This is a genomic window from Pseudonocardia xinjiangensis (assembly GCF_012911925.1).
Taxonomy (GTDB): Bacteria; Actinomycetota; Actinomycetes; order Mycobacteriales; family Pseudonocardiaceae; genus Pseudonocardia; species Pseudonocardia xinjiangensis.
Genome location: NZ_JAAXKY010000072.1, coordinates 1 through 21514 on the forward strand (window position 1 = coordinate 1; position 21514 = coordinate 21514).

Here is a 21514-nt window from a genome sequence, read left to right on the forward strand (position 1 = left end):
CCCCGCAGCCACCCCCGTGGCCGTGACCGGCACGTTACCTACCGTCCCCCCGCGACGCACCCCTCTTCCCGGGGGAAGATCCGGCCCCGACGTGACGGATCGAACACCCGGGAGTGCGCTGCGCCACTACGCGTGCTTACCCCCTGCGGGTACCGTCGCCGTCGATCCGTGAAGCGCTGTGGGCCGTCGTGGCACCCGATGTCGGTTCTGCCACCATTCGACCCACACCCGAGGAGGCTCTGCATGTCCGTCGAGGCACCGTTCCGCTCCCAGGTCACCGTCACCGGAATGACCTGCCACCACTGCGTGACATCCGTCACCGAGGAGATCAGCGAGATCGACGGCGTCGACGCCGTCGAGGTTAGCCTCGACAGCGGAGCCGTCACCGTGCTGGCGGACCGGGAGATCACCCGCCCCGAGATCGAGGCGGCTGTCGCCGAGGCCGGCTACGCCCTCGCCGACTGACTCCTCGTCCACCGCCGCACCCCCGCTCGGCCGGCGCCGGGTGGCCGCGGTCGTAGGCTCCCGGCATGCCTCCGCCCCGCGACCGTCCGCGCTCGCGTCACCGTGCCCCTGCCCCCGGGCCGGCGGCTCCCCGGGAACCGGCTGTCGAGGACCCCGAGCTCAACTCCTACCTCGCCGCCCTCGCCGGCAGCGGTGAGCACGAGACGGAGCTGACCGGACGCTTCGGGTCGGCCCAGGTGTTCCAGCTGCGACTGCCCGCCCTGCGGATCGAGCAGCTCCGGCGCATCGCGGACGACCGCGGCGTCTCGCCGGGCGCGCTGGCCGTCGACTGGGTGATCGAGCGGCTGAACCGGGAGGACACCCCCACCGGGCCGATCCCCGTCGTCGACGGCGGGTCGGAGGAGACGCAGGAGGACCGCCCCCACCGCGGGCTGCGCGGCCTGCGCAGGCTCGGCAGGCGGCAGTAGGACGTCAGCCGCCCGACAGCAGCACGCGCACCGGTGAGGTGCCGGCGAGGCACGGGCTGCCGGTGAGCAGTTCCGGGTCCACCGCGGCCGCCATCGCGCGGTAGCCGGCGGCGGAGAGGTGCAGCCCGTCGCCCGAGTCGAACTCGGGCGCCAGGCTGGTCGGTTCCGCCGGGTCGGCCACGCTCGCGGCGAAGTCGAACACCCCGTCCGCGTACTCCCGCCCGTGCACCCGCACCCAGGCGTTCACCGCTGCGCGGTTCGCGACCGCGGCGGACGTGCCGTGGGGTCCGGCGTCCGACGGGGTGATCGTCGTGAGGAACACCCGCATGCCCGCGCTCCTGGCGCGCTCGGCGAACCGCCGCATGCCCTCGGTGATCTCGGCGGCGCTCCGGCGCGCGGCCACGTCGTTGGTGCCGATGTGCAGCACCACGTCCGTCGCGCCGGCAGCGGAGGCGACGTCCCGGTCGAAACGGGTGAGCGGGGAGTCACCCCCGCCCGCGGTGCCGTCCGAGAGCAGCCGGTTGCGCGCGATGCCGGCGTTGAGCACCGACATCACCGCGGCCCCGCCGGACCTGGAGAGCCGGTCCGACAGCGCGTCCGACCAGCGCTCGTCGGCGTCGGGACCGCTGCCGACGCCGTCGGTGATCGAGTCGCCGACCGTGACCACCGCGTTGACCGGACGCGGCACGAGCACGTCCACGCCGGTGAGGACGAGCCACGAGCCGACGGGGACGGGGAAGGCGGACGCGTCGCCGAGCGTCCAGTCCCCGCGACGGGACACGTAGGAGGTCTGCAGCGCCACCGAGTGCTGCGTGAGAACGGGCGGGGCGACCGGCAGGAACATGCTGACGGCCAGCGGACGGCCGGCCTCGGCGACGAGCGGGACCGGGTCGCTCAGGACGTCGGCGCCTGCCGGGATGACCACCGACGGCTGCCCGCCGAACATCACCGACGCGACGGTGCCGGGCAGCAGGCCGGCGGCGCCGTCGGACCGGGCGGCCGACACGCCGGCGACCGAGAGCGGCACGGTGCCGTAGGCGTTGGACAGGCGCAGGCGGATCTCCGAACCGGTGACCTGCGGGTGCACGACCATGCGCAGCGTGGTGCCGCCCAGCGCCGGGTTGCCGGGTGCGGGCTGGGCCGCGGTCTGCCAGCCGGTGACCCAGTCCGGGGCGCACGCGTCGGGGGCCGCGACCGGTTGGACGTCGGCGGCGGCACCTCCCGTGCCGTAGGTCCCGACGGAGACGCCGACGGCCAGGACGAGCGCCACCGCGACCGCGAGGCCTGACGGGGCGTGCCATGCCCACTGCAGGCCGGGCCACGGCAGAGCCCGCACCCGTCGTCCGAACCGCACCGGTCCGCTCACCCGTCCCCCTCGGTCACACCCCGGCTCACCAGCCCGGATCGTCGGCCCCGACCGACGCCCCGATGCCGCAGAACCTCCCGCGGAATCTTCATCGCCCGCAGCCTGCGGAGCGCACCGGGACGCGCCACACGAACGGGTAGTAGGCAACTCGTTACACGCAGTGGAACGAGTCGGCGCCTCGTCCGGGAGTCGGCCGATCGGGTGGTGACGCTACGTCGCGTCACGCCGTAACCCGGTCGGCCGCGTGGCCGGGAGCCCGGGTTCGACCCGGTCGGGACCTCACCACCCGAACAGGTGGAGATCGGCGACGACCTGGCGCGAACCTGCCCACCGCTCCCGCCACCCATTTAGGGTCTCGATCGGGTTCCCGCCCGGTCGGCGTCGACGCAGGGGCGACGGCCACGGGGCCACAGCGCGAGGAGGCCGTCGTGGGCGAGTACGAGGACATCTTCCGGGCCGCCACCGTTGATCCGGAGGCGTTCTGGCTCGGCGCGGCGGAGGCCATCGACTGGCACGTGGCGCCGACACGGGCCCTCGACGGCTCCCGGCCCCCGTTCTACCGCTGGTTCCCCGACGGGGAGCTCAACGTGTGCCACAACGCCCTCGACCGGCACGTCGACGCCGGTCGGGGCGAGCAGGCGGCGCTGGTCCACGACTCCCCGGTGACCGGCACCCGGCGCACCTACACCTACGCAGAACTGCGCGACGAGGTCGCGCTCTTCGCGGGCGTGCTCACGGGCCTGGGGGTCGGCCGGGGCGACCGGGTGGTGATCTACCTGCCGATGGTGCCCGAAGCCGCGGTGGCGATGCTCGCGTGCGCCCGGATCGGCGCCGTGCACTCGGTGGTGTTCGGCGGCTTCGCACCGAAGGAGCTGGCGGTCCGGATCGACGACGCCACCCCCACGGTCATCGTCTCCGCGTCCTGCGGCATCGAGGGCAAGCGCGTTATCGAGTACAAGCCGCTGCTGGACAAGGCGATCGAGCTCGCGGAACACAAGCCGTCCCGGTGCGTGATCCTGCAGCGGCCGCAGGCAGAGGCGGAGCTCGGGGAGAACGACGTGGACTGGGCCGGCGCGATGGCGGCGGCCTCGCCCGCCGGCTGCGTGCCGGTGCGGGCGACCGACCCGCTCTACATCCTCTACACCTCGGGCACGACCGGGAAACCCAAGGGCGTGGTGCGCGACGGCGGCGGCTACGCGGTGGCGCTGCGCTGGTCGATGCCGAACGTCTACGACGTCGACACCGGGGAGACGATCTTCACCGCGTCCGACGTCGGGTGGGTCGTCGGGCACTCCTACATCGTCTACGCGCCGCTGCTGGCGGGGGCCACCACGGTGCTCTACGAGGGCAAACCGGTCGGCACCCCGGACGCCGGGCAGTTCTGGCGCGTCGTCGCCGAGTACGGCGTGAAGAGCCTGTTCACCGCGCCCACCGCCTTCCGGGCGATCAAGAAGGAGGACCCGAAGGGCGAGCGGCTCGGCCAGTACGACCTGTCGACGCTGCGGTACCTGTTCCTCGCGGGCGAGCGGCTCGACCCCGAGACCCACCGCTGGGCCTCCGACCTGCTCGGCATCCCGGTGATCGACCACTGGTGGCAGACCGAGACGGGGTGGCCGATCGTGGCCAACCCCGCGGGCATCGAGCTGCTGGAGATCAAGCCGGGATCACCGACGAAACCGCTGCCCGGCTGGGACGTACAGGTGCTCGACGCCGCCGGGCAACCCGCCGAGCCGGGCACCGACGGCGCGATCGTCGTCAAGCTGCCGATGCCACCCGGCTCGCTGCCGACGCTCTGGAACGACGACGAGCGGTTCGTCGCCTCCTACATGTCCGCGTTCGAGGGCTACTACCTCACCGGCGACGGCGGGCGCGTCGACGAGGACGGATACGTCTACGTCATGGGGCGCACCGACGACGTGATCAACGTGGCCGGGCACCGGCTGTCCACCGGCGGGATGGAGGAGGTCCTCGCGTCCCACCCGGATGTGGCCGAGTGTGCCGTGATCGGGGTGGCCGACCCGCTGAAAGGCCAGGTCCCGCGCGGGTTCGTGGTGCTCAAGGCCGGCGTCGACCGGGACGAGGAGCAGCTTCGCGGCGAGCTCGTGCAGCTCGTGCGCGACCAGGTCGGCGCGGTCGCGAGCCTCCGGGACGTCGCCGTCGTGCCCGCTCTGCCCAAGACCCGGTCCGGAAAGATCCTGCGCAAGACCATGCGGGGGATCGCCGACGGCGTCGACGAGCCGGTGCCCTCGACGATCGACGACGCCTCGGTGCTCGATGCGCTACGCGCGGTGCTGCGGCGCGGGTAGTCGGATACATCCGACTTGATCACATTCGTGGTCGCACGGTAACGCTGGGTGCCGAGCCGGAGATACCCGGGCAGGTCGGCGCTCCCCCACGCCGGCCGCACCGTTGCACCGAGAGGACCCCCGACTCTCATGGACCTGCCCCGTCGTACCCGCGCGGCCGCATCCGCCGCCGCACTCAGCGCAGCCCTCGTCGTCGGCATGGCCGGCACCGCGTTCGCCTACGACCACCTCGACTGCGGCGACTTCTCCTACCAGGAGGACGCCCAGGCCGCCTTCGATGCCGCACCGGCCCGCTCCCACCCGCTCGACGACGCCCGCAGCGGAACGTCCGGCGACGGCGTGGCCTGCGAGGCGCTGCCGCACCGAGACTCCTGGGCTGCCGATCCGGCCGTCGGCGACCAGATTGAGGACGCCGTGGTCGCCCCCACTCCGGTGACCACTCCGCAGGCCGCTCCCGGGAAGCTCGTGACGGTCGCCGACCGTGCGGGCGGCCGATGGGTCCCCGAGTCCGGCGGAGTGACGACCGGAGGGACACCGTCGCCGTGACAGCGCTGGTCAGGTGAGGGTCACCTGAGTATCGCCGCGGCGCGAAGCGGTGCACGATGTGGCCATGAAGGTCGTGGTCGACTTCGATCTGTGTGAGTCCAACGCCGTCTGCATGGGCATCGCCCCCGCGGTGTTCGAGGTGCGGGAGGACGACTTCCTCTACATCCTCGACGAGAACCCGCCCGAGGCGATGCGCCCGACGCTCGAGGAGGCGGTGGCTGCCTGCCCGCGGGCGGCCATCAAACTGGTCGACTAGCGGTTCCCGGCGCGGCACGCGCCGGGAACGACGTGCCGCTCCCGGCGCGCCGACGGGCGATTTCGAGCATCATGACCGTATCGCCCCGCGCCGAGGAGCATCGATGACTGCTGTCTGGGACACCCCGCTGACCCCACTGGCATTCCTGCGCCGCTCCGCGGATGTCTTCCCCGACAAGCCGGCCGTCGTCTACGGCGAACGCCGGTTGAGCTACGCGGAGCTCGCCGCCGAGACCACCCGCGTAGCGCACGCGCTGCGCGGATCCGGGATCGAGGCGGGCGACCGCGTCGCCTACATGCTGCCGAACATCCCCGAGATGCTCGTGGCCCATTTCGCCGTGCCGCTCGCCGGTGCGGTGCTCGTCGCGATCAACACGCGCCTGTCCAGCCAGGAGGTGCGCTACATCCTCGACCACGCGGGCGCGAAGGTCCTGGTGATCGACGCCGCCCTGCACCCGACGGTGGCTCCGGTCGCGCGCGAGCTGAAGACCGTCGAGGAGATCGTCACGGTGGTCGACCCCGCGAACCCCGGCGACGGCAGCGGCAGCGGGGTCACCTACGACGACCTGCTCGCCCGCGGCCACGACGAACCGCTCCCGTGGTCCGTCGAGGACGAGACCGCCTGCATCTCGATCAACTACACCTCGGGGACCACCGGCAAGCCCAAGGGAGTGCAGTACTCCCACCGCGGCGCCTACCTGAACTCGTTCGGCGAGGTGGTGCACTCGGGCCACACCTTCGACAGCGTCTACCTCTGGACGCTGCCGATGTTCCACTGCAACGGCTGGTGCACGCCGTGGGCCGTCACCGCGATCGGTGGCACGCACGTCTGCCTGCGCGAGGTGCGCGGCGACGCGATCTGGCAGCTCATCGAGGAACACCGGGTCACCCACCTCAACGGCGCGCCCACCGTGGTCACCACGATCATGCGGGCGCCCGGGGCGCGGGAGCTGGACCACGCCCTCACGGTCACCACGGCAGGCGCCCCACCCAGTCCCACCACCATCCTGCAGATGGAACGGATGGGTTTCCGGATCGTGCACGTCTACGGGCTCACCGAGACCTACGGGCCGTACTCGGTGAACCAGTACCAGCGCTCGTGGGACGACCTGGACCCCGAGGAGCGGGCCGCCCGGCAGGCCCGGCAGGGCGTCGGCATGGTCTGCGCCGACAAGGTGCGCGTGGTCGACACCGAGATGAACGACGTCCCCGCCGACGGCACCACGATGGGCGAGGTCGTCATGCGGGGCAACAACGTGATGCTCGGCTACTACGACGACCCGGCGGCCACCGACAAGGCGTTCGAGGGCGGGTGGTTCCACTCCGGCGACCTCGGCGTGCTGCACCCCGACGGCTACATCGAGCTTCGCGACCGCGCGAAGGACGTGGTGGTCTCCGGTGGGGAGAACATCTCGACGATCGAGGTGGAGCAGGCCGTCGTCTCCCACCCGGCCGTGGTCGAGGCGGCCGTGATCGGGGTGCCCGACGAGGAGTGGGGTGAGCGGCCCAAGGCGTTCGTGGTGCTCGCCGACGGGAAGAGCGCCACCGAGGACGAGTTGATCGAGCACGTGAAGGGTCGCATCGCCCGGTACAAGGCGCCCAAGGCCGTGGAGTTCGTGGAGGAGCTGCCCAAGACCTCCACCGGAAAGGTGCAGAAGTTCGAGCTGCGCGAGAAGGAGTGGTCCATGGAGTCGAGCCGCATCCGCGGGTGAGCTCCGCCCTACGCGGGGGTGGCGAGGACCCGGCCGATGTACCAGCCGTTCCAGACCATCAGGGCGACGAAGGTGGCGACGAACAGGCCTTCCGACGCCCCGACCCCGATGTCGACGGGCAGCAGGACGACGAGCGGTATCCGCAGCACCGCCTCGGCCAGCAGGCCGACCCCCCACACGGCGGAGGTGAGCCGGAACCCCCGGCGCACGTGCGGCTCGCTCCGGTACCGCTCGCTCAGTGCCTCGGCCCTGGCGGGCAGGAAGCTCTGGGCCGCCGCGAGCGTCAACGGCCGCCCGCCCAGGATCGCGGTCACGAGGAAGACCGCCCCGACGGCCGCGGTGACCAGCGAGCTCTTGAGCAGTAGCGCCTTGGGGTCCCCGCTGACGAACGCCAGCAGCAACCCGATGCCGTAGACCAGCAACATCAGGACGGCGAACTGGTTGAGCGTGCGGTGGCGGACCGCTCCCCAGACGGTCCTCGCGGCGGCGATGCCGGACGCCGCGAGGAGGGCGACCCAGTCGGTGGCGCCGGCCAGGTGCAGCGCGTAGTAGGCGGCGACGGGCAGGCCGACGTCCCAGGCCAGACCGCGGACCATCACCAGCGTGGGGTTGGGGCGCGGATCGTCGGTGTTCTGGTCCACGGGCACGGCGACTCCGGTGCCTGCGTCGGTCCGGGAGGTGTTCGGCATGACGCGAGCATGCACTGGCCCGAACTGACATGTCAAGATTGACATGTCAGTTTCGGCCGCCGAAGAAATCACCCGAGACGGATCATCCAGCCGTTAGCATTGCTCAAGTGACGGAAGCGACGCGGGCGGCCGTCGGGGCCGTCACGACCACGACGGCCGCCGTGCTGCCGGTGTTCCTCACCGGGGCCCTGGCCGTGCAGATCTCCGCAGAGCTGGGTTTCGACCCCGCGGGTCTCGGGCTCGTCGTCGCGCTCTACTTCGGGATCAGCGCGCTGGCCTCACTCCCCTGCGGCTGGCTCGTCGAGCGGTTCGGCTCGGGGCCGACCAGCCGGGCGGCGGTGACCGGCGCCGCCACGGCGATGGCCGCGGTCGCCACCTTCGCCGGCTCGTACGTGGGCCTGGTGACGATCCTGCTGCTCAGCGCGTGGTGCAACGTGCTCGGCCAGCTGTCGTCCAACCTGACGCTCGCACGCTACGTCCCCGCCGCCCGGCTCGGTCTCTCCTTCGGGATGAAGCAGTCGGCGATCCCGCTGGCGACGCTGCTCTCCGGCGTCGCGGTGCCGGCCGTCGCGCTGACCGTCGGCTGGCGGTGGGCCTACGTGATGGGTGCCGGGCTCGCGCTGGCCGCTCTGCTGGTCGCCCCCCGGGACGCCGAGGACCGGGTCCGCACACCGGCCACGCACGGGGAGCGGGCAACGGCTGCGCTCAGCGTCATCGGGATCGCCGCCGGTCTGGCCGCCGCCGCGGCCAACGCGCTGGGCATCTTCCTGGTCGCGTCCGCGGTGGACCGCGGGATCAGCCCGGGCCTCGCGGGACTGACCCTGACCCTGGGCAGCGTCGTCGGGCTGGTACTGCGGCTGGCCAACGGATGGTTCGCCGACCGCAGGTCGGGCGGCCACATCGCCGTGGTCGCCGGGAGCCTGCTCCTCGGCGCGGGCGGGCTCGCCCTGCTCGCGGTACCCGGCGTCCCCGCGCTCGTGGCCGGCACCGTGCTCGGCTTCGGTCTCGGCTGGGCCTGGCCCGGTCTCCTGCAGTTCGCGGTGGTCCGGCTCAACCCGTCGGCCCCGGCTGCGGCGACCTCCATCATCCAGGCGGGGGTGTACGCGGGCGGGTTCATCGGCCCGCTCGGCTTCGGCGCCATCGCCACCCACGCGGGGTTCCCGGCGGCGTGGCTCACCGGCGCGGTCACGATGGTGGTCGCGGCAGCCCTGATGGCGGTGGGCAGGCGGATGCTCGTGGCCCACCGCGCCGCCCGTGAGGTGTCGGCCGCCGCGTAGCTGCACGCCGCGGCGGCCCACGGGGTTCACCTCCGGGCGTGGAGCGCGTCCAGCAGCTCGCCGAGAGTGCCGTCCGCCGCCTGCACGATGATCTCCTCCGGGTCGCCGTCCAGGTCGAGCTCGTGCACGCGGCCGTCCGCTCCGTCGTCGACGCCGACGTAGACGGTGCCGGGGTCCTGCCCGTCCTGCGGGTCCGGCCCCCCTGCGCCCGTCACCGCGACGGCCACGTCCGCACCGAGCAGGCGCCGCACGCCGCGGGCCATCGCCGCTGCCGCCTCGGCGCTGACGACGGGACCGTCGGGAACGTCGAGCACCTCGTGCTTGACCTCGCTCGAGTAGGCCACCAGCGATCCGCGGAACCATTCGCTGGCCGCCTCCGCGGCGGCGAGCGCCGAGGCCACCATCCCGCCCGTGAGCGACTCGGCCACGGCGATCGTCACGCCGTGCCGGCGCGCCAGCTCGGACACCTCACGGGCGAGGCGGTCGCGGGTGTTCTCCTCCTGCTGCCCTGACTCCTGTTGCTTCTGCGTAATCGTCGACTGTGACTGCACGCGTAGCCGGTACCCGCCTGGCACCCCGTCAATCCGACCGGAGCCGGTCGCACAACCCGATCGCGTCATAGGGCGCGTGCACCTTGACGTCGTTGTCGAAGTAGACGAACACGTCCCGGCCCTCCGGCCGCCGGGGCGCCGCCGGGGCGACGGTCTGCTCGCCCGTCGGCGCCTCGCCGTCCCGCCAGGCCCGGACCTTCACCGCCCACCTGTCCAGCGCCTCCGGGGTGTACCCGCTGGTGTAGAGCTCGGCGTCGCCGTGCAACCGGACGTAGACGAAGTCGGCGGTCACGTCCTCGAGGTACGGCCAGGTCCCCGCCGTGTCCGCGACCACCAGCGCGACGTCCTGCTCGCGGAGCAGCTCGACGAACGCCGGGGTGCAGAAGCTCGGATGGCGCACCTCGATGGCGTGGCGCAGGGGGCGGTCGGCGTCGGTCTCGGTGTGCGCCCGCCCGTCGAGACGCTCGTCGTGCCGGGCGGCGATCTCAGCGGCGGCCCCGGTGCTGCGCGGCAGCAGGGTGAGGAACTCCTCGATCCGTCCCGGATCGAAGCGCAGCCGCGGCGGGAGCTGCCACAGCACGGGCCCGAGCTTCGGCCCGAGGGCCAGCACGCCCGAGGCGAGGAAGTTCGCGAGTGGCGTCCCGACGTCCCGCAGCTGCTTGAGGTGGGTGATGAACCGGCCGCCCTTGACCGCGAAGACGAAGTCGTCGGGGGTCTCCGCGACCCACGCGCGATAGCTCTCCGGGCGCTGCAGCGAGTAGAAGGACCCGTTGATCTCGATGCTGGTGACCTGCCGGGACAGGTGCTCCAGCTCCCGGCGCTGCACCAGGCCTTTCGGGTAGAAGGTGCCGCGCCACGGCGGGTAGCGCCAGCCCGACGTGCCGACCCAGGTACCGGCCACGTCGGCGAGCATCTCATCCGGCGGGCAGGATGGCCCACGTGGACGACGACACAGCAGTGGTGGTGACCGGCGCGACGGGGGCACTCGGCCAGGCCGTCGTCACCGAGTTCCTGGCCGCCGGGCGCCCGGTGATCGCTCTCGGTCGCGCGAGCGCCCGGCTGGACGAGCTCGGCGAACGGGACGGCGTGTACGCCGTGCCCGTCGACCTGGTGAGCCGCGACACCGTCCACACCGCGTTCGCCGCGGCCGACGCGTTGCCGGTCACGCCGTCCGCGCTGGTGGCGCTGGCCGGCGCGTTCACACCGGGGAAGCTGGCCGACGTGGACGAGGAGGGCCTGGACGGGCTGTGGCGCTCCAACTTCGGCTCCGTCCTGTGGGCGGCGCAGGCGATCGCCCCGCGGCTCGCCGCGCGCGGGGGCGGCTCGATCCTCACGGTCGGCTCCAAGACCGCCGTTCAGGGTCCGGCGCCGGTGGCACACGCCACGAGCAAGGCCGCGGTCGTCCGGCTCACCCAGCTGCTGGCCGATGAGCTGCGCCACGAGGGGATCCGCGTCAACGCGGTGCTCCCTTCGGTGATCGACACCCCGGCCAACCGGAGCTGGATGTCCGCGGACCTCTCGGCACGGTCGGTCTCCCCGGCCGCGATCGCGAAGGTGATCGTGTTCCTGTCCGGTCCGGATGCCGCCCCGATCAGCGGCGCGGCGGTTCCGGTGTACGGCGATGCCTGACCTGCGCGCCGCCGTGGGTCTGGTGCTCGACTGGCCGGTCGACCACGCCGCAGCGGCGGTGGTCACGGCCGACGGCACCGTGGGCGCCACGGCGGGTGCTCAGGACCGGGTGTTCCGGCTGGCGTCGGTGACGAAGCCGCTCGCCGCCTACGCCGTTCTCGTCGCGGTGGAGGAGGGCGCCGTCGAGTGGGACACGCCTGCGGGCCCCGAGGGGTCGACCGTGCGCCACCTCGCTGCGCACACGTCCGGACTCTCGTTCTCCGACGGGGTGGTGCAGGCTGCGCCGGGCACCCGGCGCATCTACTCGAACGTCGGGTTCGAGGTGCTGGGCGAGACGATCGCGGCGGCGGCGGGCATGCCGTTCGCGCAGTACCTGCACGAGGCCGTGCTCGAGCCCCTCGGGATGAGCGCCACGCGACTCGACGGCTCGCCCGCGGCCGACGCCGTGTCCTCCTGCGCCGACATGGCCCGCTTCGCCGCCGAGCTGCAGGCCCCGACGCTGGTGGACCGGGCGACCCTGGACGACGCCACCACCACGGCATTCCCCGGTGTCGACGGCATCCTCCCCGGCTTCGGCCGGCAGCGGCCCAACGACTGGGGGCTGGGGTTCGAGATCCGCGACGGCAAGTCGCCGCACTGGACCGGCTCGAACAGCTCGCCCCGGACGTTCGGGCACTTCGGGCAGTCCGGGACCTTCCTGTGGGTCGACCCGGACGCGGGTGCGGCATGTGTGGTGCTCACCGACCGCGACTTCGGTCCGTGGGCGATCGAGTCCTGGCCCCCCGTGACGGACAAGATCCTGGCCGCCCTGTAGCCGGAGAACTCCGTCCGAGCGGGCGGGAATGATCTGCCCGGGTCGTCCGTTGTACCGGCTGTCCGAACCGAGCGTCCTGTGTCCCCGGGTCCTACAAAGTAAGAGCCGCCGCGGAATACCGTTCGGCTGGAGCCGCGGTGTGCCACTCGCCGCGAGGCGACCAGTGCTCGGTTCGGACACCCATCCTCCGTCACCCGACCCACCCCGACCTGCCGCGTCCGCGATCCCGCGCGCGACGCGGCTGCCGGGCGGCGCTGCTCCCGACAGCGCCGCCACTCCACGCCTCTCGGCCGGGAACATCCGACCGGTCGAGGTGGTTGACGAAATTGTCCGTGCCGGGCGATCCGTGTCCCCGGGTCCCATCTTTCTGCCACCTGCGGGTGCGCCACGCGCCGAGAGGCGACCGGCGCCCGGTCCGGACTCCTCACCTCACCCACCAGCGAAGGGCGGCGACAGCCATGAAGGGCGATCGGGTCGAGATCGTGATCGACGCGGGCAGCGGCACCACACGCACCTACGACATCACGGCGACCCGGGCAGGCCGCAAGGTCGGCATCACCCATTCCCGCGGCGTCGTCGAGGTCAGCGAGACCACCCGAGGGGGCAGCACGGTGCGTACCGCCCGCTTCCTCGCCGGTCGGGTACTCGCTCTGGTCGAGCATCCCGCCGCCGACGACCCCGTCGCCGACGAGATCACCCCCACCCTGCGCTCCGTCTGAGCGCCGACACAGGCAGACTGCTCTCCCGATGTCCTCTCCCGTGGCCCGAGCCGCCGATGCGCGCCCCGCGCCGGTCGACCCGCCTGCCGGCGCCGTCCCCTCCCGCGACGGCGCCCAGGTGTCCGACCAGGTCGCCCGCGAGGGCGCAGGCAGGCCGGGCCACGGGAGCTCCGACGCCCCGTCCCACGACGATCCGACCGTCCGGCGCGGGGGCCGGTCCCGGCGTCCGCGGCGGCGCCGGCCCCGGGGTCGCGAGATCGGCGACGGATCCGCCCCGGGCGGCACAGCACCGGTTCCGGATGACGGTGACCTGGCTCCCGTCTCCGATGCCGACATCGCCGCGCTCGCCGAGCGCCTCCCTGCCCTCTCGCTGCTCGACGAGCACCGGCTGGGCCGCCGCCTCGAGACCGCGCGCCGCACCCGCGACACCACCGCGCGGGCGAGGGCCGTGGCCGGCATCGCCGCGGCCGTCGACGCCGGTGAGCAGCGCACCGCCGCACGTCGCGCCGCCGTACCCGCGATCCGCTACCCCGAGACGCTGCCGGTCAGCGCCCGCCGGGACGACATCGCCGCCGCGATCCGCGACCACCAGGTCGTCATCGTCGCGGGCGAGACCGGCTCCGGGAAGACCACGCAGATCCCGAAGATCTGCCTCGAGCTCGGCCGCGGCATCCGTGGCCTGATCGGGCACACCCAGCCACGCAGGCTCGCCGCACGCACCGTCGGCGCGCGCATCGCCGAGGAGCTCGGCAGCCGGCTGGGCGACCTCGTCGGCTGGAAGGTGCGCTTCACCGACCACGTGGGCGAGAACACGCTGGTCAAGCTGATGACCGACGGCATCCTGCTCGCCGAGCTCACCGGCGACCGGATGCTGCGCCAGTACGACACGCTGATCATCGACGAGGCCCACGAGCGCAGCCTCAACATCGACTTCATCCTCGGCTACCTCACCCAGCTGCTGCCGCGCCGCCCCGACCTCAAGGTCGTCATCACCTCGGCGACGATCGACCCCGAGCGGTTCGCCGACCACTTCGCGCAGGCACTCGGCACGCCGGTGCCGATCGTGGAGGTCTCCGGGCGCAGCTACCCCGTCGAGGTCCGCTACCGCCCGGTCGTCGACCCCGACGATCCCGACGCCGACCCCGACCGCGACCAGCTCGACGCCATCGGCGACGCGGTGGCGGAGCTGCAGCGCGAGGGCGACGGCGACATCCTCGTGTTCCTGCCGGGCGAGCGCGAGATCCGCGAGACCGCGGAGGCGCTGACCAGGCGCGACTACCGCAACACCGAGATCATCCCGCTCTACGCGCGCCTCTCCACGGCCGAGCAGCAGCGGGTGTTCGCCCCGCACCCGGGACGGCGCGTCGTGCTCGCCACCAACGTCGCCGAGACGTCACTGACCGTGCCGGGGATCCGCTACGTCGTCGATCCCGGCACCGCGCGCATCTCCCGGTACTCGCGCAGGCTGAAGGTGCAGCGGCTGCCGATCGAGAAGGTCTCGCAGGCGAGCGCCAACCAGCGCGCGGGACGCTGTGGCCGCGTCGCGGACGGGATCTGCATCCGCCTCTACAGCGAGGACGACTTCGACGCCCGTCCCGAGTTCACCGACCCCGAGATCCTCCGCACGAACCTCGCGTCGGTCATCCTGCAGATGATCTCCCTGGAGCTCGGTGAGCTCACCGAGTTCCCGTTCGTCGAACGTCCGGACGCCCGGTCGGTCAACGACGGTCTCGCGCTGCTGCAGGAGCTCGGCGCCCTCGAACCGGATCGCCGGCTCACCCCCGTCGGGCGAGCGCTGGCGGCGCTGCCCGTCGACCCCCGGCTGGGTCGCATGCTGGTGGAGGCCGACCGCACCGGCTGCCTGCGCGAGGTGCTGGTGATCACCGCGGCGCTGTCGGTGCAGGATCCGCGCGAGCGCCCCACCGAGCAGCGCCAGGCCGCCGACCAGAAGCACGCGCGGTTCGCAGGCGAATGGAGCTCGGGCGGCTCGACGCTGGACGCCGGTGGCTCCGACTTCCTCGCCTTCCTCAACCTCTGGCGCTACATCGGCGAGCAGCGCGAGGCCCTCTCCGGCAACCGCTTCCGCCGCCTGCTGCGCGAGGAGTTCCTGCACTACCTGCGCATCCGCGAGTGGCAGGACCTGCACTCCCAGCTCCGCTCGGCCGCCCGCAACGCGGGCATGACCCTCAACGACATCGAGCCCGACGCCGACCGCATCCACATCGCGGTGCTGTCGGGGCTGCTCTCCCAGATCGGGCTGCACGAGGAGCCCTCCGGCAAGGAGCGCGGCGGCCGGGAGTACCTGGGCGCCCGCGGCGCGAAGTTCATGATCTTCCCCGGCTCACCGCTGTCCAGGGCGCAGCCGCGCTGGGTGATGGCCTCCGAGCTGGTGGAGACCTCGCGGCTGTTCGCCCGCACCGTGGCCCGGATCAAGCCGGAGTGGATCGAGCCTCTGGCCGGGCACCTCGCCAAACGCTCGTACTCGGAGCCGCACTGGTCGCGCAAGCGCGCGGCCGCCGTCGCCACCGAGCGGGTCACGCTGTACGGGATCCCGGTGGTCGTCGGGCGCACGGTGGACTTCGGCCGGATCGACCCCGAGCAGTCACGCGAGCTGTTCATCCGGCACGCGCTCGTCGAGGGCGACTGGGACACGCGGCACCGGTTCTTCCACGCCAACCGCGAGCTGCTCGAGGACGTCGAGGAGCTGGAGCACCGCGCACGGCGCCGCGACCTCGTGGTCGACGAGGAGACGCTGGTCGCGTTCTACACCGACCGCATCCCCGCCGACGTGGTGTCCGGCCGCCACTTCGACACCTGGTGGAAGAAGACCTCCCGACGGCAGCCGGACCTGCTCGACTTCACCGAGGAGATGCTCCGCACGGCTCAGGCCGCCGACGTGGACCGCGCTGCCTACCCCGACCACGTCGAGGCGGGCGGTCTCACGCTGCCGCTGTCCTACGCCTTCGAGCCGGGCGCCCGCACCGACGGCGTCACCGTCGACGTGCCGGTGGCCGCGCTGCACCAGGTGGATCCCACGCCGTTCACGTGGCAGATCCCCGGCCTGCGCGAGGAGCTGGTCACGGCCCTGATCCGGACCCTGCCCAAGCAGCTGCGGCGCCTCTACGCCCCCGCGCCCGACCACGCCAGGGCCGTGCTCGCCAGGCTGCAGGCCGACGGCGCACCGGACGAACCACTGCTGGACGGCCTGGAGCGCGAGCTCGGGCGCATGCGCGGCGTCGACATCCCCCGCGACGCGTGGGAGCTCGACCGGCTGCCCGAGCACCTCACGGTCACCTTCCGCGTGGTCGACGAGGCAGGCCGCGAGGTGGCCACCGGCACCGACCTCGACGCGCTGCGGCGCAGGCTCGCCCCGCAGGTGCGTCAGGAGCTGGCCGCCGCCGGGGCGCAGATCGAGCGGTCCGGGATCACCACGTGGACGCTCGGCACCCTCCCCCGCGAGCTGCCGGTCCGCCGCGGCGCCCACGTCGTCACCGGCTACCCCGGCCTGGTCGACCGCGGCTCCACCGTGGACGTCCGCGTGTTCCCGACGGCGGCCGAGCGCGACCCGATGACGTGGCGCGGCGTGCGCCGGCTGCTCCTGCTGGACACGCCCTCGCCCGCGAAGCAGGTGCAGCGCGGCCTGGACAACGCCTCGAAGCTGGCGCTGTCGCGCAACCCCCACGGCTCCGTCGCCGCGCTGCTCGACGACTGCGTCACCGCCGCAGCCGACGCCCTGATCACCGCCGCGGGCGGCCCGGCATGGGACGACCGGTCCTACGCGCGGCTGCGGAAGCTGTTCGCCGAGCGACTGGCCTCCACGACGTTGCAGGTGCTGCAGGCCGTGCGGGGTGTCCTCACCGTCTGGCACCGGGTGCAGGCGCAGCTCGCCGACCTCCGCGCGCCCGTCCTCGCCGCCGGGGTCGCCGACATGACCGCGCAGGTCGACGCCCTGGTCGGGCCCGGTTTCGCCACGGCGGCCGGAGCGTCCCGGCTCGTCGACGTCGCCCGTTACCTCGAGGCCGTGGAACGGCGGATCGAGAAGCTGCGGGCCGATCCCGCCCGCGACGCCGAGTGGACCGCACAGGTGCGGGTGGCGGCCGACGAGTACGAGGCCGAACTGGCGGCGCTCCCGCCGGGCGTCGAGCCGTCGCCGCAGCTGCGCGAGATCCGCTGGCTGATCGAGGAGCTGCGCGTGGGGCTCTACGCCCACCCGATGCGCACCCGGTACCCGGTGTCGATCAAGCGCATCCAGAAGGCGATCGACGACCTGCCCCGCTGACCCCGTTCAAAACGGATAATCAGAGAAATAGCGCGATTCCGGGAAATGGGTCCTACAATACTTCCACAACGGTACCGTCGGCAGCCGATTCCAGCGCCATCAATCGGGCGCGTACGTTTGTCTTTGATTGCAGGATCGAATGGTCGTGCAGCACGGCAGATTGGGTGGTTTCGTGGGGCGGCACAGCAAGATCAAGACACGTCGATGGGTCACGCCGGCTCGGACGGCGACGCTCGCCGGAGCACTCGGCGCCGGGGTGTTGGGGACGTTCCTCGGGCCACTGGCCGGACCGGCCGTGGCCAACGCGGCCACCCCGACCCACTCCCCGCCGGCGGTCAGCTCCACGGCTCCGGCCACTGGCACGGCACGGCTGGTGCCCGGCACGCCGTGCACCGCGATGGCGAAGGCGTGCGTCGATCTCGCCCACAACAAGGCCTGGCTCCTGAAGGCCGGACACGTCATGCGCGGCCCGGTGCAGATCAACAAGGGAGCGCAGGGGCACAACACCCCGAGTGGCACCTTCAACGTGCAATGGAAGGACCTGCACCACCGGAGCAAGGAGTTCAACAACGCGCCGATGGAGTACTCGGTTTTCTTCACCACCGACGGGGTCGCCTTCCATGAGGGCAACGTGCACAAGAAGTCGGAAGGCTGCGTTCACCTCTCGGCCACCAATGCTGCGGCCTGGTACAACTACCTGAAGGTCGGTGACCAGGTCCAGGTCCACTGACCGGAGCTCCGCCTGCGGGACCAGACTGACCCGCATGCGGATCGTCGACCTGTCCCAGCCCGTCCACGCGGGGATGCAGGTCTATCCCGGTGATCCCGAGGTCAGCACGGCGCCCGCCGCCACCCTCGAGCGGGACGGGGTGAACGTGCTGGCCCTGCACTCCGGGTCCCACACCGGCACGCACGTCGACGCGCCGTTCCATGTGCTCGCCGACGGCGCCCGGCTGGACGAGCTCGACCTCGGCCTGTTCCACGGCCCGGCGGTCACGGCCGACGTGCTCGACCGTGCTCCCGGCAGCGGCATCGCGTGGGCGGACCTCGCCCCGGTCGCCGACCGGCTCGGGCCCGGCGTCGTGCTGGTGCTGCACACCGGCTGGTCGGCGCACTTCGGCACCCCGGCCTACCTGCACCATCCCTGGCTGACGCCGGACGCGGCCGAGCGGGTGGTCGCCACGGGCGTGCGCGCACTGGCCGTGGACACCCTCAACCCGGATCCCACGTTCTCGACCGGCAGCACCACGGGTGGCCTGCGGGTGCACCGGGTGGTGCTCGGGGCGGGCGGGGTGATCGTGGAGAACCTGACGAACGTCGCCCAGCTGGCCTCGCTCGCCGACCCGGTGCTGAGCTTCTTCCCGCTCCCCCTCGCCGGGGCCGACGGTGCACCCGTGCGGGCGGTCGGGCTGGGAACGTGAGCATCTGCGGAGAGCCCGCCACGACACTAGGGTCGCGATCATGACCGAGGACGACCGGACCAGGCCGCTGCCGCCCGACGACAGCTACCTGCGCTCCCTCACGGTCGCGATGGCACAGGCCGTGCAGGACGCCGAGCCCATCGGATCCCACCACAAGGGCGCGGGGGACGACATCCGCTCGGCCGTCGTCGGCGCCGTCCGCAGTCGGGAGGACGATCTCGTCGCGCTGAGCCGCGACCTGCACGCGCACCCCGAGGAGGCGTTCACCGAGCACCGTTCGGTGCGTGCGGTGACGGCGCTGCTGGAGCGGCACGGGCATGCCGCCGAGATCGGCGTCGGGGGGCTGGAGACGTCCCTCGTCAGCACCGTCGGCACGGACGGCCCGCACGTCGCCGTCCTCGCCGAGTACGACGCGCTGCCCGGCGTCGGCCACGCCTGTGGCCACAACATCATCTGCGCCACGGCGGTCGGTGCGTACCTCGCCGCCGCGCAGGTGCGGGACCGCGTTGGCGGCCGCATCTCGTTGATCGGCACGCCGGCCGAGGAGGGCGGCGGCGGCAAGGAGACGCTGGCGCGGGCCGGTGTCTTCGACGACGTCGACGCCGTGATCATGCTGCACCCGTTCTCGCACGACATCGCCATGCACCCGTTCCTCGGGCGCCGCCGGCTGGAGATGGTCTTCCACGGCGTCGCCGCCCACGCCTCGGCTCAGCCGTTCATGGGCCGCAACGCGCTCGATGCGGCCGTGGCCGCCTACCAGGGCGTGGCCGCGCTGCGCCAGCACCTGCCCGGCAGCGACCGGGTGCACGGCGTCTTCACCGACGGGGGTGCCCGGCCCAACGTCGTCCCCGATCGGGCCGCGCTCCTGTTCTACCTGCGCTCCGCCGCCCCCGAGACCCTGCGGGACCTGGCCGAACGCGTCGACCACATCGCCCGCGGGGCGGCGGCGATGACCGGCTGCGGCGTCGAGCTGCACTGGGACGATCTTCCCCCGTACCTGCCGATCCGCTTCAACCACGCGCTCGCCGGCCGCTGGGCGGTGAACCAGGAACCGGTCGGGCGCAAGCCGCTGCCCACCGGTGTGGTGCCCGAGTTCCTCACCGGCTCCACCGACCTGGGCAACCTCAGCTACCGGATGCCGGCCATCCACCCCATGATCGCGGTGTCCGAGCCGACGGTCGCGCTGCACACCACGGAGTTCGCCGCGGCGTCCGGCGGGCCCTCCGGTGACCGGGCGGTGCGCGACGGCGCACTCGGCCTGGCCCTCACCGCCGTCGACTACCTGGCCGACCCGGAGCTTCGCGACGCCGTGCACGCGGAGTTCGCCGCGGCGGGCGGCCCGCTCGACGTCCCCGCGTACTTCGACTGACCCCTGCTCCACCGCACCGACCGACTGCGCCCCACCGACCGGCCCGTCCCCCGAGGACGACTGGAGGCAGCCGACCGTGACCGCAACCAGCACCCCCGCTCCCCCCGGCCGGCTCGACCGCCTTCTGGGCGGGATCGAACGGGTGGGCAACCGGCTACCCGAGCCGTTCATCCTGTTCGCGCTGCTCACACTCGTGGTGGCGGTGGTGTCCACGGTCATGGCGGCCTTCGGGGTGGCCGTCGCCGTACCGGGCCGGGACGGTGTCACGGCGATCCGCGGCGCCTTCAGCGGCGAGGGCGTGGAGTTCTTCTTCACCGGGCTGGCCGCCAACTTCATCGGCTTCCCGCCGCTGCAGACCGTGGTCACGATCATGCTGGGCGTCGGGCTGGCCGAGCGCACCGGCATGCTCTCCGCGCTGATCCGGCTGGCGTTCCGCAACGCCCCGCGCTCGCTGCTGCCCTACGCGCTCGGCTTCATCGGCGTCACGGGCAGCGTGATGTCCGACTCGGTGTTCATCATCATCCCGCCGCTGGCCGCGATCGTGTTCAAGGCCGCAGGGCGCCACCCCGTGGCCGGCCTCCTCGGTGGGTTCGCCGCGGCAGGCGCGGGCTACTCGACGTCTCTGCTCGTCACGAGCCTGGACGCGCTGTTCGCCGGGATCACCAACGGGGTGGCCGCCACGCTGCCCGACGCGGGCACAACCGTCACGCCGGTCTCGAACTACTTCTTCAACATCGTCTCCGCGATAGTGCTCGGCCTGCTGGCCGGACTGGTGATCGACAAGATCGTCGAGCCCGGCCTGGTCCGGACGGGCTTCCCCCGCGACGAGCGCCCCGGCGACGGGACCGGACCGGACGCGCCGCCGGTGGACGCCGAGGTGACCACCGCCGAGCGCCGGGGACTGCGGGCCGCGGGTGTCACCCTGGTCGTGCTGACCGCCGCCGTGCTGGTGCTGGCTCTTGCGCCCGGGTCACCGCTGCGCAACGAGACCGGGGGTTACCTGCCCACCTCACCGCTGCTCAGCTCGGTGGTCACGCTCGTGTTCCTCGCGTTCTTCGTGCCCGGGCTGGCCTACGGGATCGTGGCGGGCGCCATCCGCAGGGGCGCCGACGTGCCGCTGCTGATGGGCCAGGCGCTCAAGGACCTGTCCGGCTTCATCGTGCTGGCTTTCGTCCTCGGGCAGTTCATCGCGCTGTTCGCCTGGACCAACATCGGGGCGTGGCTGGCGGTGTCCGGCGCGAGCCTGCTGGAGGGGATCGGGCTCACCGGCTACCCGGCCATCCTCGGGTTCATCGTGCTGGCGTCGGTGCTCAACCTGTTCATCGTGTCCGGATCGAGCCTCTGGACGCTGATGGCGAGCGTGTTCGTGCCGCTGTTCCTCCTGCTCGGCTACGAGCCCGGCTTCACGCAGGCCGCGTTCCGGGTGGGCGACTCGGCCACGCAGGTGATGACGCCGTTGAACCCTTACATGATCGTGCTGCTGACCTTCGTGCGCCGCTACGAGCCCTCGGCCGGTCTCGGCACCGTGATCGCCAAGATGGTGCCGTTCGTGGTCCCGTTCTGGGTGTCGTGGGTGCTGATCCTCACGGCGTTCTACTTCCTCGACCTGCCACTCGGGCCTGGTATGGGCATCCGCGTGGCCGAGTGAC

Annotated in this window: 19 protein-coding genes; 15 read left to right on the top strand and 4 right to left on the bottom strand. The window is 72.6% G+C overall.

From position 1 onward, the window contains the following. Positions 1-243 precede the first annotated feature (243 nt). Complete coding sequence (locus tag HF577_RS21030; RefSeq protein WP_169397633.1) at positions 244-465, top strand: heavy-metal-associated domain-containing protein; 222 nt, start codon at positions 244-246, stop codon at positions 463-465. A 65-nt stretch (positions 466-530) separates the two neighbouring features. Then, positions 531-932 carry a hypothetical protein gene (locus HF577_RS21035; RefSeq protein WP_169397634.1) on the top strand — a complete coding sequence of 134 codons (402 nt, stop codon included), beginning with the start codon at positions 531-533 and terminating at the stop codon, positions 930-932. A 4-nt stretch (positions 933-936) separates the two neighbouring features. Here HF577_RS21035 and HF577_RS39800 read toward each other — a convergent pair whose 3' ends face one another. Further along, complete coding sequence (locus HF577_RS39800; RefSeq protein ID WP_169397635.1) at positions 937-2298, bottom strand: GDSL-type esterase/lipase family protein; 1362 nt, start codon at positions 2296-2298, stop codon at positions 937-939. A 428-nt stretch (positions 2299-2726) separates the two neighbouring features. On the opposite strand from HF577_RS39800, the gene HF577_RS21045 reads away from it, so the two are divergent. The 4 genes from HF577_RS21045 (at position 2727) to HF577_RS21060 (ending at position 7117) form a co-directional block, all read left to right on the top strand. Further along, complete coding sequence (locus HF577_RS21045) at positions 2727-4604, top strand: propionyl-CoA synthetase (protein ID WP_169397636.1); 1878 nt, start codon at positions 2727-2729, stop codon at positions 4602-4604. A gap of 129 nt (positions 4605-4733) precedes the next feature. Continuing rightward, positions 4734-5150 carry a hypothetical protein gene (locus HF577_RS21050; protein WP_169397637.1) on the top strand — a complete coding sequence of 139 codons (417 nt, stop codon included), beginning with the start codon at positions 4734-4736 and terminating at the stop codon, positions 5148-5150. 64 nt (positions 5151-5214) lie between these two features. Then, a complete protein-coding gene (locus HF577_RS21055) occupies positions 5215-5406 on the top strand; it encodes a ferredoxin (RefSeq protein WP_169397638.1) in 192 nt (63 codons plus the stop codon). A 103-nt stretch (positions 5407-5509) separates the two neighbouring features. Then, the gene (locus tag HF577_RS21060) at positions 5510-7117 is read left to right on the top strand and encodes an acyl--CoA ligase family protein (RefSeq protein WP_169397639.1); all 1608 of its coding nucleotides are present in this window, start codon (positions 5510-5512) and stop codon (positions 7115-7117) included. Positions 7118-7125: 8 nt separating this feature from the next. Here the strand turns inward: HF577_RS21060 and HF577_RS21065 are convergent, their stop codons facing one another. After that, positions 7126-7806, bottom strand: a complete 681-nt coding sequence (locus HF577_RS21065) for a VC0807 family protein (protein WP_169397640.1) — start codon at positions 7804-7806, stop codon at positions 7126-7128. A gap of 107 nt (positions 7807-7913) precedes the next feature. Here HF577_RS21065 and HF577_RS21070 point away from each other — a divergent pair, with 107 nt between their 5' ends. Next, positions 7914-9083 carry an MFS transporter gene (locus tag HF577_RS21070; protein ID WP_312859268.1) on the top strand — a complete coding sequence of 390 codons (1170 nt, stop codon included), beginning with the start codon at positions 7914-7916 and terminating at the stop codon, positions 9081-9083. A 26-nt stretch (positions 9084-9109) separates the two neighbouring features. On the opposite strand, the gene HF577_RS21075 is transcribed toward HF577_RS21070, so the two are convergent. Next, a complete protein-coding gene (locus HF577_RS21075; protein ID WP_312859269.1) occupies positions 9110-9634 on the bottom strand; it encodes a CinA family protein in 525 nt (174 codons plus the stop codon). 28 nt (positions 9635-9662) lie between these two features. Beyond that, positions 9663-10547, bottom strand: a complete 885-nt coding sequence (locus HF577_RS21080) for a DUF72 domain-containing protein (protein WP_169397643.1) — start codon at positions 10545-10547, stop codon at positions 9663-9665. Between the two features lie 26 nt (positions 10548-10573). Here HF577_RS21080 and HF577_RS21085 point away from each other — a divergent pair, with 26 nt between their 5' ends. From HF577_RS21085 to HF577_RS21120, 8 genes are all read left to right on the top strand, one after another. After that, a complete protein-coding gene (locus HF577_RS21085) occupies positions 10574-11263 on the top strand; it encodes an SDR family NAD(P)-dependent oxidoreductase (RefSeq protein WP_407692224.1) in 690 nt (229 codons plus the stop codon). Next, positions 11256-12077 carry a serine hydrolase domain-containing protein gene (locus HF577_RS21090; protein WP_169397645.1) on the top strand — a complete coding sequence of 274 codons (822 nt, stop codon included), beginning with the start codon at positions 11256-11258 and terminating at the stop codon, positions 12075-12077. Before HF577_RS21085 ends, HF577_RS21090 begins: the two co-directional genes overlap by 8 nt. Positions 12078-12535: 458 nt before the next feature. After that, complete coding sequence (locus tag HF577_RS21095) at positions 12536-12796, top strand: hypothetical protein (RefSeq protein WP_169397646.1); 261 nt, start codon at positions 12536-12538, stop codon at positions 12794-12796. 28 nt (positions 12797-12824) lie between these two features. Beyond that, entirely contained in the window at positions 12825-17075 is a 4251-nt protein-coding gene (hrpA, locus tag HF577_RS21100) for an ATP-dependent RNA helicase HrpA (RefSeq protein ID WP_169397647.1), read from the top strand. 145 nt (positions 17076-17220) lie between these two features. Continuing rightward, positions 17221-17805, top strand: a complete 585-nt coding sequence (locus tag HF577_RS21105) for a L,D-transpeptidase (protein WP_312859270.1) — start codon at positions 17221-17223, stop codon at positions 17803-17805. A gap of 34 nt (positions 17806-17839) precedes the next feature. Beyond that, positions 17840-18496, top strand: a complete 657-nt coding sequence (locus tag HF577_RS21110) for a cyclase family protein (protein ID WP_169397649.1) — start codon at positions 17840-17842, stop codon at positions 18494-18496. A 40-nt stretch (positions 18497-18536) separates the two neighbouring features. Continuing rightward, a complete protein-coding gene (locus HF577_RS21115; RefSeq protein WP_169397650.1) occupies positions 18537-19865 on the top strand; it encodes a M20 family metallopeptidase in 1329 nt (442 codons plus the stop codon). Positions 19866-19941: 76 nt separating this feature from the next. Further along, positions 19942-21513 (top strand): AbgT family transporter, encoded by a 1572-nt coding sequence (locus HF577_RS21120; RefSeq protein WP_169397651.1) that lies wholly within the window; start codon positions 19942-19944, stop codon positions 21511-21513. Position 21514 lies beyond the last annotated feature (1 nt).

Bases quoted from the DNA above. Each gene is read 5' to 3' on its own strand.
- HF577_RS21030 (WP_169397633.1), top strand. From the start codon at position 244: ATGTCCGTCGAGGCACCGTTCCGCTCCCAGGTCACCGTCACCGGAATG.
- HF577_RS21035 (WP_169397634.1), top strand. From the start codon at position 531: ATGCCTCCGCCCCGCGACCGTCCGCGCTCGCGTCACCGTGCCCCTGCC.
- HF577_RS21050 (WP_169397637.1), top strand. From the start codon at position 4,734: ATGGACCTGCCCCGTCGTACCCGCGCGGCCGCATCCGCCGCCGCACTC.
- HF577_RS21055 (WP_169397638.1), top strand. From the start codon at position 5,215: ATGAAGGTCGTGGTCGACTTCGATCTGTGTGAGTCCAACGCCGTCTGC.
- HF577_RS21060 (WP_169397639.1), top strand. From the start codon at position 5,510: ATGACTGCTGTCTGGGACACCCCGCTGACCCCACTGGCATTCCTGCGC.
- HF577_RS21065 (WP_169397640.1), bottom strand. From the start codon at position 7,806: ATGCCGAACACCTCCCGGACCGACGCAGGCACCGGAGTCGCCGTGCCC.
- HF577_RS21080 (WP_169397643.1), bottom strand. From the start codon at position 10,547: ATGCTCGCCGACGTGGCCGGTACCTGGGTCGGCACGTCGGGCTGGCGC.
- HF577_RS21090 (WP_169397645.1), top strand. From the start codon at position 11,256: ATGCCTGACCTGCGCGCCGCCGTGGGTCTGGTGCTCGACTGGCCGGTC.
- HF577_RS21095 (WP_169397646.1), top strand. From the start codon at position 12,536: ATGAAGGGCGATCGGGTCGAGATCGTGATCGACGCGGGCAGCGGCACC.
- hrpA (WP_169397647.1), top strand. From the start codon at position 12,825: ATGTCCTCTCCCGTGGCCCGAGCCGCCGATGCGCGCCCCGCGCCGGTC.
- HF577_RS21110 (WP_169397649.1), top strand. From the start codon at position 17,840: ATGCGGATCGTCGACCTGTCCCAGCCCGTCCACGCGGGGATGCAGGTC.
- HF577_RS21115 (WP_169397650.1), top strand. From the start codon at position 18,537: ATGACCGAGGACGACCGGACCAGGCCGCTGCCGCCCGACGACAGCTAC.